Annotated in this window: 12 protein-coding genes and 1 tRNA gene; 8 read left to right on the top strand and 5 right to left on the bottom strand. The window is 60.3% G+C overall.

The features are described from left to right. Positions 1-11: 11 nt before the first annotated feature. A tRNA-Thr gene (locus ABEB22_RS05205) sits at positions 12-87 on the top strand. 53 nt (positions 88-140) lie between these two features. Here the strand turns inward: ABEB22_RS05205 and ABEB22_RS05200 are convergent. Next, positions 141-482, bottom strand: coding sequence for a YnfA family protein (locus ABEB22_RS05200; RefSeq protein ID WP_339114445.1), 342 nt, complete (start codon positions 480-482; stop codon positions 141-143). Between the two features lie 170 nt (positions 483-652). Between ABEB22_RS05200 and ABEB22_RS05195 the strand changes: the two genes are divergently transcribed. After that, complete coding sequence (locus ABEB22_RS05195) at positions 653-1,429, top strand: HAD-IIB family hydrolase (RefSeq protein ID WP_406870983.1); 777 nt, start codon at positions 653-655, stop codon at positions 1,427-1,429. A 1-nt stretch (position 1,430) separates the two neighbouring features. Continuing rightward, positions 1,431-2,657 (top strand): glycosyl transferase, encoded by a 1,227-nt coding sequence (locus ABEB22_RS05190; RefSeq protein WP_339113935.1) that lies wholly within the window; start codon positions 1,431-1,433, stop codon positions 2,655-2,657. 39 nt (positions 2,658-2,696) lie between these two features. Here ABEB22_RS05190 and ABEB22_RS05185 read toward each other — a convergent pair whose 3' ends face one another. After that, a complete protein-coding gene (locus ABEB22_RS05185; protein ID WP_339113936.1) occupies positions 2,697-4,445 on the bottom strand; it encodes a sugar phosphorylase in 1,749 nt (582 codons plus the stop codon). Between the two features lie 215 nt (positions 4,446-4,660). After that, positions 4,661-5,686 (bottom strand): DUF2793 domain-containing protein, encoded by a 1,026-nt coding sequence (locus ABEB22_RS05180; protein ID WP_406870982.1) that lies wholly within the window; start codon positions 5,684-5,686, stop codon positions 4,661-4,663. 170 nt (positions 5,687-5,856) lie between these two features. Here ABEB22_RS05180 and ABEB22_RS05175 point away from each other — a divergent pair, with 170 nt between their 5' ends. Both ABEB22_RS05175 and kdsA read left to right on the top strand, forming a co-directional pair. Beyond that, positions 5,857-6,822, top strand: a complete 966-nt coding sequence (locus ABEB22_RS05175) for a KpsF/GutQ family sugar-phosphate isomerase (protein WP_339113938.1) — start codon at positions 5,857-5,859, stop codon at positions 6,820-6,822. 24 nt (positions 6,823-6,846) lie between these two features. Further along, positions 6,847-7,677, top strand: a complete 831-nt coding sequence (gene kdsA / locus ABEB22_RS05170; protein WP_406871124.1) for a 3-deoxy-8-phosphooctulonate synthase — start codon at positions 6,847-6,849, stop codon at positions 7,675-7,677. Positions 7,678-7,686: 9 nt separating this feature from the next. Here the strand turns inward: kdsA and ABEB22_RS05165 are convergent, their stop codons facing one another. Next, positions 7,687-8,235, bottom strand: coding sequence for a hypothetical protein (locus ABEB22_RS05165; RefSeq protein WP_406870981.1), 549 nt, complete (start codon positions 8,233-8,235; stop codon positions 7,687-7,689). A gap of 227 nt (positions 8,236-8,462) precedes the next feature. Here ABEB22_RS05165 and ABEB22_RS05160 point away from each other — a divergent pair, with 227 nt between their 5' ends. The 3 genes from ABEB22_RS05160 to ABEB22_RS05150 are packed head-to-tail and all read left to right on the top strand — an operon-like array spanning position 8,463 to position 11,700. Next, on the top strand, positions 8,463-9,803 hold the full coding sequence (locus ABEB22_RS05160; RefSeq protein WP_406870980.1) for an NAD(P)/FAD-dependent oxidoreductase: 1,341 nt from the start codon (positions 8,463-8,465) through the stop codon (positions 9,801-9,803). Then, positions 9,800-10,543: a DUF1365 domain-containing protein gene (locus ABEB22_RS05155; RefSeq protein ID WP_406870979.1), complete on the top strand. Its 744-nt coding sequence runs from the start codon at positions 9,800-9,802 to the stop codon at positions 10,541-10,543. The genes ABEB22_RS05160 and ABEB22_RS05155 overlap by 4 nt, the downstream gene beginning before the upstream one ends. After that, positions 10,543-11,700: a cyclopropane-fatty-acyl-phospholipid synthase family protein gene (locus ABEB22_RS05150; RefSeq protein ID WP_339114447.1), complete on the top strand. Its 1,158-nt coding sequence runs from the start codon at positions 10,543-10,545 to the stop codon at positions 11,698-11,700. The genes ABEB22_RS05155 and ABEB22_RS05150 overlap by 1 nt, the downstream gene beginning before the upstream one ends. Here ABEB22_RS05150 and mtgA read toward each other — a convergent pair. Continuing rightward, positions 11,697-12,461: a monofunctional biosynthetic peptidoglycan transglycosylase gene (gene mtgA / locus ABEB22_RS05145; RefSeq protein WP_406870978.1), complete on the bottom strand. Its 765-nt coding sequence runs from the start codon at positions 12,459-12,461 to the stop codon at positions 11,697-11,699. The two genes, ABEB22_RS05150 and mtgA, sit on opposite strands and share 4 nt — an antisense overlap. Positions 12,462-12,534: the final 73 nt, after the last annotated feature.

Here is a 12,534-nt window from a genome sequence, read left to right as displayed (position 1 = left end):
CGCCACAGTGTGCCGCTGTAGCTCAGCTGGTAGAGCACGTCATTCGTAATGATGGGGTCGGGGGTTCGAGTCCCTTCAGCGGCACCACGCTATTCAGAAAACCCGTCTGGCTCAGGTCAGGCGGGTTTTTCTTTTGTGCGTTATTTCTGGAGCGCCGGTCCCAGCAGGATGACCGCCATCCCGATCACGCATAGCGTGCCGCCGATCAGGTCCCAGCGGGTCGGGATCTGGCGCTCGATAAGCCACAGCCACAGGATCGATGCGCCGATATAGATGCCGCCATAGGCGGCATAGGCGCGGCCTGCGAACTCCGCCTGCGAGCGTGTCAGCAGATAGGCGAAAAGCGCGAGACAGAGCGCACCTGCCACCAGCCAGAGCGGGCTTTTGCCCAGACGCAGCCATGCCCAGACCGCGAAACATCCGCCGATCTCGGCAAAGGCGGCAAGCAGATAGAGACCGAGGGTGGGCAGAAGGAGGGGCATCATGGACAGGTCTTCGCATCTGAGGAGCGCCCGTAGCATAGGCGATCTTCTCTATTCGTCAAAATGCCCGTTTATTCAACGCTTTCATGAGGCTGGTGCCGTTAATCTCCGATCCGGCATTGAACTGTCACCTGCGCGCGATACACTTCCATGAAACATAAGGGTAGCGCATGACGATATTGGTTTTCACGGATCTCGACGGAACGCTTCTGGACCATGAAACCTATAGTTTTGCGCCCGCGCTTCCCGCGATCAGAGCCCTGAAGGAACGCGGTGCGATCATTGTGCTTGCCAGCTCCAAGACCGCGCCCGAGATTGCCGACCTGCATGATGCGCTCGGGCTCGGCGATATGCCAATCATTGCGGAAAACGGTGCCGCGCTGATGACGCGGGACCAGATCACCACACAGAGCGATGCCTATCGCGATCTGCGCCATGCGCTGGACGGCCTGCCCGGGGAATTGCGCCGTTGTTTCACGGGGTTTGGCGATATGGATGTGGCTGGAGTTGCGGCCTCGACCGGATTGCCGCTCGCGCAGGCCGCGAAAGCCAGGGCCCGGGCCTTTTCCGAACCGGGGATCTGGACGGGCAGCGAGGCGCAGGAAGAGGCGTTTGTTTCCGCTTTGTCCCGTAGCGGGATTTCGGCACGGCGGGGCGGGCGCTATCTGACGCTATCTTTTGGGGGCACCAAAGCGGGGCAGATGCAGGCGGTCATCGACCGCTACCGGCCAAATCTGACGATTGCTCTGGGGGATGCGCCCAATGACCGCGAGATGATCGAGACGGCCGATATCGGGGTGGTGATCCACAATACCCATGGCACAGGTCTGCCCGCGCTTGCCGGAGAAAAAGACAGGACCATAAGGCGAACACAGGCCGAAGGCCCTGCCGGATGGAACGAGGCGATACTGGCGATTCTTGCCGATTACGAGAAAGAGGAGGGCTGACATGGCCGATTTCCAACAAAACGGGAACATCACCCATTTCCATAATCTGCGGAGCCGCTCGAACGAGGAGCTGGTCTACGAGATCAGCACCTATGCGCAGAGCCGGAAGATCTCGCTGATCCTGCCGAGCCTCTATTCCGAACTGGAGGGGCCGGCACTGGCCAATATCGTTCAGGAACTGTCCAAGGTTTCCTATCTCAACCGGATCATCATTGGGCTCGACCGTGCAGACGAGGCGCAATACCGCCATGCGCGCAGCTTCTTTGCGGATCTGCCGCAGAAGACTACCGTGATCTGGAATGACAGCCCGCGGATGAAGGCGCTGTTCGAGCGGCTGGAGGTGCTGGGCTTGGCGCCACAGGAGCCGGGCAAGGGCAAGAATGTTTGGGGCTGTATCGGCTATCTGATCGGTTGTGCCGATAGCGCGGTGATGGCGATCCATGATTGCGATATCGTCACCTATAACCGCGAGCTTCTTGATAGGCTTGTCTATCCGGTGGCCAACCCGTCTTTCCCCTATCAACTGTCCAAGGGCTATTATGCGCGGATCGGCAATGACAAGCTGAACGGGCGGGTCACGCGGCTTCTGGTCAGCCCGATCCTGATCGCGCTGAAACGGGTGGTGGGAGATCGTGATTACCTCGATTACCTGCGGGCCTTCCGCTATATCCTGTCGGGCGAGTTTGCCATGCGCACGCAGATGCTGCCCGATCTGCGTATCCCGTCGGACTGGGGGTTGGAGATTGGTGTGCTGTCCGAAGCATGGCGCAATCTGGGACGGGGTGCGATCTGTCAGGTGGAGATCGCCGACGCCTATGACCACAAGCATCAGGAGACGAGTCCCGAGGATGCGAGCGCCGGTCTGAATCGCATGTCCTCGGATATCTGCAAGGCGCTCTATCGCAAGCTGGCCGCCGATGGCACGGTCTTTACGCCGGAGATGTTCCGCACGCTGAAGGCCACCTATTACCGCCGCGCGCTGGATCTGCTGGAGGCCTATTACAATGATGCCAAGATGAACGGGCTGCGCGTGGACCGCCATGGCGAGGAGCAGCATATCGAGCTGTTTGCCGAGAATATCGTGAAGGCGGGGCAGGTGTTTCTGGAAAATCCCGAGGAGCGCCCCTTCATCCCTACATGGAACCGCGTGAATGCTGCCGATCCGACCTTCATCGCCGATTTCCATAAGGCCGTGGCGGAGGACGAGGCCGAGTTTGCCCCTGCCTGATCCGAAATGGATGCCGGGCTCTGGCGCCCGGCTTTCAGCTTATGCGCGGTTGGTGATCCAGCGACACTGATAGGGCGCCATGGTGAGCGTGGTCTCCGGTCCGCCATCGATCAACTCGCCTGACAGGATATCGAACCAGCGCTGTCCGTCGATCAGATTGAGATCGCCGGTTCTGACCGTCACCTCTTCATCGCTGACATTATGGATCGCGAAGATAGACTGTGCCCGATCCAGCGACTGGCGCCAGATGCCGAACAAACGGGGATCGAGATGCAGGGTAAACTGCGTGGCATTGGGGTGGAGCGCGGGCTGGCGGGCGCGCAGGCGCAGACGCTCGGACAGGGCGCTAAGAACGCGGCTCTGGTTGCTCTCGTAATCGGCCAGCTTGGCACGGAGTTCGGGATAGAACCATTTGTGACGGTTGATCGCGCGGTTCATGCCGCGCCGTTCCACGGCTTCATGGTCATTGGGGGTGGCCAGCATCGAGTGGATGTAGAAGGCGGGAATACCCTCGAGCGACATCACGATGGTCTGCGAGCACAGGAAACGCTTGATATGGAACTCGTCTTCGCCCTTGAAAGTGCGGCCCATCGCCTCGAAGAAACCGCAGTTCAGCTCGTAGGGGCTTTCCGACCCGTCGGGTAGCGAGCGCATCGACACCAGGCCGCCGATTTCGCGGATCGTGTCGATGACCTTCTCCTTCTCGGCCTCGGGCAGAACCCCTTCGGCGGGGCGCATTCCGATCCCGTCATGGCTGGCGGTGAAGTTGAGATAGGCACAGCCCAGAGGTGCGGGAGGCATGGTGCGCTGCCATTCGAGCAGATAACGGGCGGTGCCCGACATCATGGCATGCAGGATTAGCGGTGGCAGCGGGAAGTTATAGACCGCATGCGCCTCATCTCGATCCCCGAAATAGCTAAGGTTCTCGGCCTTGGGGACGTTGGTCTCGGTCAGAAGGATGACGTTCTCGGCGGCATAGTCGCATAGCAGGCGCATCAGTTGGATGATCGCATGGGTCTGGGGCAGGTGGATACAGTTGGTCCCAACCTCCTTCCACAGGAAGGCCACCGCATCGAGCCGCAGGATCTGCACGCCCGCATCCACATGAAGGCGGATGATGCGCAGGATCTCGAGCAGCACCTCGGGGTTGCGGAAATCGAGATCGACCTGATCATGGCTGAAGGTGCACCAGACATGACGTTTGCCATTGGGCGTATCCACGGCCTGCAGCAGCGGCGTGGTGCGCGGGCGGGTCACCTGGCTCAGGTCATCCGAAGGCCGCGCCTCGTAGAAGAACTTGTCGAACGGGGCCTGCCCTTGCCGGTAGGCATTGAACCACACACCCTGACTGGACACATGGTTGAGCACCAGATCGGACATCAGGTGGAACTCGGACCCGATCCGGCTGATATCAGGCCAGTCTCCCAAAGCCGAATTCACCTTGCGATAATCGGTGACCGCGAAGCCGTCATCGGAGGTATAGGGGAAGAAGGGCAGGATATGGACGCCATTCACCACGCCCTTCATATAGCTCAGAAGGAAGTCATTGAGGAGATCCAGCGGTTTATGGGCACCATCGGTGATCGAGTCGCCATAGGTGATGAGCACCGCATCCGATTGGGACCACAGGTTGTTGCCCGGAACACGGGGCCGTTTGCGCCGGTGCGTGCCTTCGGGCCAGAACGCGTCAATGACCTGACTTGCCATAATATCGGGATCGAAATCGGGATAGACATCTTCGAGAAGGTCGGCAATGCGGGCGCTCAGGGAACCGTTGGTCTTGGACATACGCGGGTGTTGCTCCGGGAAATGACTGGAAAAACCGTTGTTTTCCCGATCCTAGGGCAGTCTGGCCGGAGAGGTCCAGCAGAGAGCGCGCTTCACCCGTTCAACCATCAGGGGGGCTGCTGAAATTTTGGGCTCGCGCGACGCAGGGGCCCTGTCCATCACAAGAAAAAGCCGCCCCGAAAGGACCGGAGCGGCAGTGCCAAAGGATTAGGTGCTTAAAACCACCGGCCTATGGCCGTTAGCCTGATTATGCCTCCATCGGTAAGGGACTGGTATGACATGGCCGTAACGCTGCAGCCTGTCACCGCGGCGGGACCATGCCCCATCCATGTGCCGGAGGTGGCGATACTGCCAGTGATGACAGGGGCCGTGCTGAAGGCTGCCGGATAGGTCCAAGGCAGGGCGGCGGACTGGAAGAGGCTGCCCGCAGCGGTAGAGATTGCGCCGATCGTGATCTCGGGCGAGAGGCAGAGCATCAATCTGCTCGCCAGTTTGTAATAGCTGCCATCCGTGGTCTCACCGCGCTCGAACAGTGCGCCCGCCGTCTGGGAGACCGTGCCAAGAATGGCCGAACCGCTCAGGGCTGTATCGATGACGGCCCCTTGTGGCAGGCGGGCCTGTCCGCTTGTGGCCTCGAGTGACAGCGCTGTGGCCCAGCTTGAACCATCCGCGCTGACCTTGATGGCGAAATCATCGCTGCCCGCGCAGCCCATCTCGGCACGACCCGACCATCCGGTCTGGAACAGCAAGCTGCCGGTGTTTTCCGCCAGCGCTTTGTTGATCTTCAGTTGGTGGCTGGTGCCGGCATGCGTCAGCAGCGTGGCCTCCGACGCCACCGCCAGCCGGTTTGTGTCATCGGCTGCCGTGTTTATACCAAGGCGCTCGACCTCCAGCGTGCCGGAAAACAGCCCAGTCCATTGCGTGCCCGTCCAGATCAGCGATTGCGCCTCATCCGCGATATAGGCCTGCCATCCCGTGCGGGGCGGGTAAAAGCGCCAGGCCTCACCACCCCATTGCGCCACCGCCCCCTCATTGCCTGCCCATGCGCCGGTCGCGCCAACGGGGAGGATATAGCGTGCGCCTGTCTCGGGGGTGGCGGGCGGGGTTATTATGCTACGGCTCGTCACAGAGAGTTGGACGAGCGCATCCAGAATATCGATCGCCTCGTTATGGGTGACATGTTTCTGGGCTTGGGACGCCTGGATGAAGGGCAGGGACAGGTTTGCGGAAATATCGGACATCGGGTTCCTCACATGCCGGAATGCGTTATCCGAAGCTTAGGTGGCAAAATGTGACCCGTTCTTTAGTCCTCCGTGCGCAGGGTGTTGCGCTGGGCATTGCGCTTGTGCTCTGTGGCTATCGCAGGCGCAACGTGTTACCACCTGCGCGAATTTGACTGCGGAGTGCCCTTATGGCCCAATCCATCAACGCATCCGAGAGCCTGCGGGTCGCGCGAGAGGTTCTGACCATCGAAGCTGACGCCCTGCGCGATCTTGCTTCCGAAATGCCTGCCGATTTTGTGCCGGCGCTCGAGAGGATCATGAAGATCAATGGGCGTGTCATCGTCTGCGGGATCGGTAAGTCGGGCCATGTCGGGCGCAAGATTGCGGCAACGCTGGCCTCCACCGGCACCCCCTCGTTCTTCGTACATGCGGCAGAGGCCAGCCATGGTGATCTGGGCATGGTGACCGAGGCCGATATCTGTTTGCTGATCTCCAACTCGGGCGAGACTTCCGAGCTGCGCGATATGATCTACCATACCCAGCGGTTCTCGATCCCGCTGATCGCGATCTCGTCGAACCCCGAGAGCACGCTGATGAAAGCGGCCGATTACAGGCTGACGCTGCCCAAACTGCCCGAGGCCTGTCCGATGGGCATGGCGCCGACCACCTCGACCACGCTGACACTGGCGCTGGGCGACGCGCTGGCGGTGGCGCTGATGGAGCTGCGCGGGTTCAAAGATACCGATTTTGGCGTCTTCCACCCGGGTGGCAAACTGGGGGCGCAGATGCGTCGCGTCTCCGAGATGATGCATGCCGATGCCGCGCTTCCCTTTGTAGATTACACAGCGCCGATGTCCGATGTGCTTCTGGAAATGAGTGCGAAGGGCTTCGGCGTTGCCATCGTCATGAAGGACGGCAAGCTCTTCGGTGTGATCTCCGATGGGGATTTGCGGCGCAATATGGACGGGCTGATGCAGGCCGATGCCGCGAAGGTCGCAAACAAGACACCGGTCACAATTGCGCCGGATACTCTTGCAGCCGAGGGGCTGGCAATTCTAAATCAGAAAAAGATCTCGGTGCTTCTGGTCGTCGAGAATGAAAAGCCGGTAGGTCTGCTGCATGTGCATGATTTCCTGCGCGGCGGCGTGATGTAGGCCATTGGTCGGAAGGGACGAATGATGAGCGTAGATAAAATCGTCACCATCGGTGATATCGAAATCGGCGGGACTAATCCCTTTGCCCTCATCGCGGGGCCTTGCCAGCTCGAGAGCCTCGACCATAGCCGTATGATGGCCGAAAAGATTGCCGAGGCCTGCGCTGCGACCGGCACGAAATTCATCTTCAAAGGCAGCTACGACAAGGCGAACCGGTCGTCGATCAGCACCCAGCGCGGGATTGGCATCGATGAGGGTCTCGGGATCCTGTCGAAGATCCGTGAGGAATTTGGCTGTCCGGTGATTACGGATGTGCATGACGCACACCAATGTGCACCCGTGGGCGAGGCCGTTGACGTGTTGCAGATCCCCGCATTCCTCTGCCGTCAGACGGATCTTCTACTCGCAGCAGGCGAGACCGGTCGGGCCATCAACGTGAAGAAGGGCCAGTTTCTGGCGCCTTGGGATATGGAAAACGTCGCCAAGAAGATCGCGTCGACCGGCAACGAGCGGATCATGCTTTGCGATCGCGGCACGTCCTTCGGATATAACACGCTGGTGACCGATTTCCGCGGTCTGCCGATCATGTCGCGCACGGGCTATCCGGTCGTCTTCGATGCGACCCATTCCGTGCAGCAGCCGGGCGGGCAGGGCACCACTTCGGGTGGCCAGCGGGAATTTGCGCCGGTTCTGGCGCGCGCAGCCTGTGCGGTTGGCGTTTCGGCACTGTTTATCGAGACCCATCAGGATCCCGACAACGCCCCCTCCGACGGACCGAATATGATCCCGATTACCCAGATGGCTGATCTTATCGGTGAACTTTCCGCCTTTGACCGGTTGCGTAAGGGGCTGTAAACCAGCCCCTTAGGACTCCTGCTCGAAGAAGATGAAGCTGTCAGCGCTTTCGAAGCTGAGGGCCGCGTCATCATACTGATCGAGCGGATCCAGTTCTGCCATGTTGTCAAGCGCACCCTCTGCGACCAGATTGTAGTCGTAATCTTCGGCGGCAGTTGCTCCAGCACCGGCGCTCGGCATCCAGTCAAAATCCGCAGCGTCTGCGAGTGCGGTGGCGCCGGTTGTGCTGGGATCTGCTGTAAAAGCATGGTTATCGTCGAGCAGGACACTGATATCTGCCGTGTAGAAATCGTCTCCGGCTTCCATCATCATGAGTATTTCAGCCGTTGTAATGGGCGCTTCTTCGACATCATCGATGATGATCGGCTGTTCGACCTGAATCGTCTCGGGATAGTCGATACTGACAGTTGTCGGAACCGACACGAACGCGCCGAGGCTGAAGGCCGCTTGGGCCGTATTGCCGAGTTCTGCTTGGAAAAGGCCGATCAGGCCACCCAGATTGGGCGATGCGGAAGCAGCATGCCCCGTCATCCCCGGACTAATAACAGTGCTTTCCATCCTTCACTCCCTGAATAAATTCCGTAGCGTCAGGATGCGCGTTATGGGTTTATGAAATACTTATGAGGCAAGCTTAGGTTGAGTTAGGATAGATAAACTTTGCAAGGCACTGGGAGCGGGGCGTTCTTACGTTCCAAAGTTTTCCGTAATTAAATGCCATCTGCGTGAAACTTGTGCCCATTGCATGACGTATCTTGTAGCATGAGGCGTAAATCACCGGAGAAACAATGTCCCTAGATGTATCTGCGAATCCTCTCCTGAGGCCGCGAGTCGCCGTTATCGGAGGCGGGATTTCGGGGCTTTCGGCCGCTTGGGCGCTGAGCGGGAGCTATGACGTAACACTCTTCGAGGCCGAGACGCGGCTTGGTGGCCATGCGCGCACGGTGATGGCGGGCCGATCGGGGCAGCAACCCGTTGATACCGGTTTTATCGTGTTCAATTATGCCAATTACCCGCATCTGACGCGGCTCTTCGATACGCTTGATGTGCCGGTGATCCGGTCGGATATGAGCTTCGGAGCCTCGATCGACGAAGGGCGCATCGAATATGCCTTGAAGGATCTGCGCGGACTTACCGCCCAGCGGCGCAACCTCCTGCGTCCCGGCTTTCTGCGCATGGTACGCGATATTCTGGCCTTCAATGCACGCGCGCCCGAAGTCGCGGCCCGCGATGATCTGACGGTGGACGAACTCATCGGGCAGATGGGGCTCGGGCAATGGTTCCGCGACTATTATCTCCTGCCGATCTCCGGAGCGATCTGGTCCACCCCCTCGCAGGAGATCGGTGCCTTTCCTGCCCGCTCTCTGGTCCGGTTCTTTGAAAACCACGCGCTGCTTTCGGCTACGGGACAGCACCAGTGGTGGACTGTGAAGGGTGGTTCTACACAATATGTAGAGCGCCTGTTGCGGGCTCTGCATTTGCGGGGCGTGGATCTGCGACCCAAGACGCCAGTCACGTCCGTCAAACGGCATAGCGAGGGCGTGACGGTCAGCAGTGCGGGCATGCTTCCCGAAGATTTCGATCAGGTGGTCATGGCTTGCCATTCGGATCAGGCGATGCGGCTTCTGGCTGATATGGATCCTGTCGAACAGCGGCTCCTTTCGGCGATCCGATACCGGCCCAATGATATGGTCCTGCATTGTGACGAGGCGGCGATGCCCAAGCGGCGCGCCTGTTGGTCATCCTGGGTCTATCAGGCCGATCACCGTCATGAGGAAGCAAAGCTCGGCGTCAGCTACTGGATGAACCGGTTGCAGCAGATCCCCGAGAGCGATCCGCTTTTTGTCAGCCTCAATCCGCAATTCGCGATCGACGAGCGCAAGATTTACGATAGCAAGACATTCTATCATCCGGTGTTCGACCGCGAGGCGGTGGCGGCGCAAGCGGGCATTGCCGCGCGTCAGGGTCTGCGCAATACATGGTTTGCAGGCGCATGGCTGCGTCATGGCTTCCATGAGGACGGGATCGCCTCTGCCATGAGGGTGGCCCGCGGGCTTCTGCCGCTGGCGCAGCAATCTCCACTCCTACCCGCAGGGATGGGGCGACCGGAAATCGGGGCAGTTGCATGACCGACTATTTGCCAGGTGAAACGGTGCATGTGCGTCGCGGCGCCATCGGTCACCGTTTCCGCTATCCGGTCGAGTATCTGTTTCTCGATCCCGAGGCCCCTGCTGGGCCGCGTTTTTTCTCGTATAACCGCTTCAACCTCTTTGCCTTCCATGACCGCGATCATGGCGGGAAGCGTGGCGCAGGCCAAGGAGCGGCGTGGGCACGACACGCCTTTGCGCAGGAGGGGCTGAGCGGCCCCTACCGGCTGCGCCTACTGGCCCAGCCGCGCATTCTGGGCCGTGTCTTCAACCCCGTCTGTTTCTGGATGGCCTTCCGTGGGGATGACCTGATCGCCGTGATTGCCGAGGTCAACAACACCTTCGGCGACCGGCATAGCTATCTGTGTGCAAATGCCGGTTTTTCGCCCATCCGGCCCGCCGATGTGTTGGAGGCGCGCAAGATCTTTCATGTTTCCCCTTTTCAGGACATCGGCGGGGGCTATCATTTCCAATATGCAATTACGGCCACCCATGTGGTGATCCGGATCGATTTCCGTAACGGCGAGGAGGGGCTCATTGCGACCTATCGCGCGCCGAGGGTCGAGCTGACCAATCGCCGGATCGTCGGCGCCGTGCTGCGTCGCCCTTGGGCACCTGTGCGGATTATGGCGCTGATCCTGTGGGAGGCGCTCCGGTTGAAACTCAAAGGCGCGCGCTATCGCGATAGACCCGCCCCACCAAAGGAAGAACTGACCCGATGATGCCTTTCCTGAGTAACCGCCTGCGTCGCGAGTTTCTGGATACCTGTCAGGCCATTACCCAAGGCAGCCTCACTCTGCGTACGCCCGAGGGCGACATCCATCGCTTCGGTCAGGGTGGGCCCGAGGCCGATCTGGTGCTCCATGACTGGTCGGTGGTGGCGGCCATCGCCTCGCGCGGTGATATCGGTCTGGGCGAGACCTATGTGGCGGGGCTGTGGGATACGGCTTCCATCGAGAACCTGCTCACCGTGGCGCTCCTGAATTTCTCGGCGCTCGAGAATTACGCCTTTGCCAGCCCGTGGCAGAACCTGAAATTCCGCCTGATCGACCGGATCGTGCGGGCCAATTCGGTGAAGGGGGCCGCGCGCAATATCCGGGCGCATTACGATGTGGGCAACGAGTTCTACCAGCTCTGGCTCGACGAGGGCATGAGTTATTCCTCGGCGTTATTCACGCCCGAGGATAATGATCTGGCCCGTGCGCAAAACCGCAAGCTGGACCGAATCCTCGGTGGTTTGGGTAATGGCGAGCGGGTGCTGGAGATCGGCTGTGGCTGGGGCCATTTTGCCGAGCGTGCTGCCGAAAGCGGGCGCCATGTGACCGGCATCACCATCTCGCCGTCGCAGAAGGGCTATGCCGATGCGCGTCTGGATGGCCGCGCCGATATCAAGCTGCAGGATTACCGCAAGACCGAGGGACGTTTCGATAATATCGTTTCCATCGAGATGATCGAGGCTGTGGGCGAAAAATACTGGCCGACCTATTTCGGCACGATCCGCGACCGGCTGAACGAAGGGGGCCGCGCGATGATTCAGGCGATCACCGTGTCGGATGCCTATTTCCCGAAATATCAGGCCAGCTCCGACTATATCCGCCAATACGCGTTTCCGGGCGGCATGCTTTTGTCGGATGGCAAGATCCGCGAACAGGCGGCCAAGGCAGGCATGAGGGTGCAGGAGGTCTTTGCTTTCGGTGAGGATTACGCCCAGACCTGCCGGATGTGGTCCGAGCGGCTGCGGGAGCGTGCGGCCAAGGCCACTGAGTTGGGTTACGGGCAGGAATTCCTGCGCGGCTGGCATTATTACCTCGAGGCCTGCGCCGCAGCCTTCCGCACCCAGCAATGCGATGTGGTGCAGGTGCAGATGGTGCGCGTCTAACGCTCGAAACACTCCGCGCGGCCGTCACGCTCGATCGTGGCGGCCCCGTCCATGATCGCATTCGCACGACGCGACAGGAAGGCCGAAGGATGGGCTGCATCGCGCTCCTTGGGGTTTGGCAGCACAGCCGCCAGCAACGCCGCCTGACGGGCTGTCAGCTTGTCGGGCGTGGTGCGGAAATAGCGGAAAGCCGCGGCATCGATCCCGAAGACGCCTTCATCGAACTCGGCCACGTTCAGATAGACCTCGAGGATGCGGCGCTTGTTCCAGATGAACTCGATAGCAGGGGTCAGGGCCGCCTCCATCGCCTTTCGCAGCCACGAACGCCCTTGCCAGAGGAAGACGTTCTTGGCGGTTTGCTGACTGATTGTGGAGGCGCCGCGCGAGGAGCCCTCATCGATCACCTTGCGGATCGCGCGCATGTCGAACCCCCAGTGACGGCAGAAATTCGCATCTTCGGCCGCTACGGCAGAGCGGGCCATGACCGGCGCGATATCGTCCATCGCGGCCCATTCATGATCGATGCCACCCAGACGACGCGCTTCGCTGAGCATGGTGATGGTCGTCGGCGGGTTGATAAACTTGTAAAGCACCACCACCGCCAGCACGGCGGCCAGCAGGATCAGGACGCCGCGCAGGACATGGGCGCGCAGCCATGCCACGGCGGTCGCGCGCGAGAGCGGCACCGATGCCTTCTTCGGGGCCGGTTTCTTCTTCACCGCTTTGGCGGTCTTGGGTTTGGAGCTTTTCGGTTTCGCCATGTCGCCATAAGTCCCTGAGCCTGCGGACAGGTCAAGCCTTCTGCCACGAAACGCGGCCAGATGCAGCCCCAAG

The sequence above is a fragment of the Thioclava sp. 'Guangxiensis' genome (assembly GCF_045348365.1).
GTDB classification, from domain to species: domain Bacteria; phylum Pseudomonadota; class Alphaproteobacteria; order Rhodobacterales; family Rhodobacteraceae; genus Thioclava; species Thioclava kandeliae.
This window is presented reverse-complemented; position numbering and strand designations above follow the sequence as displayed.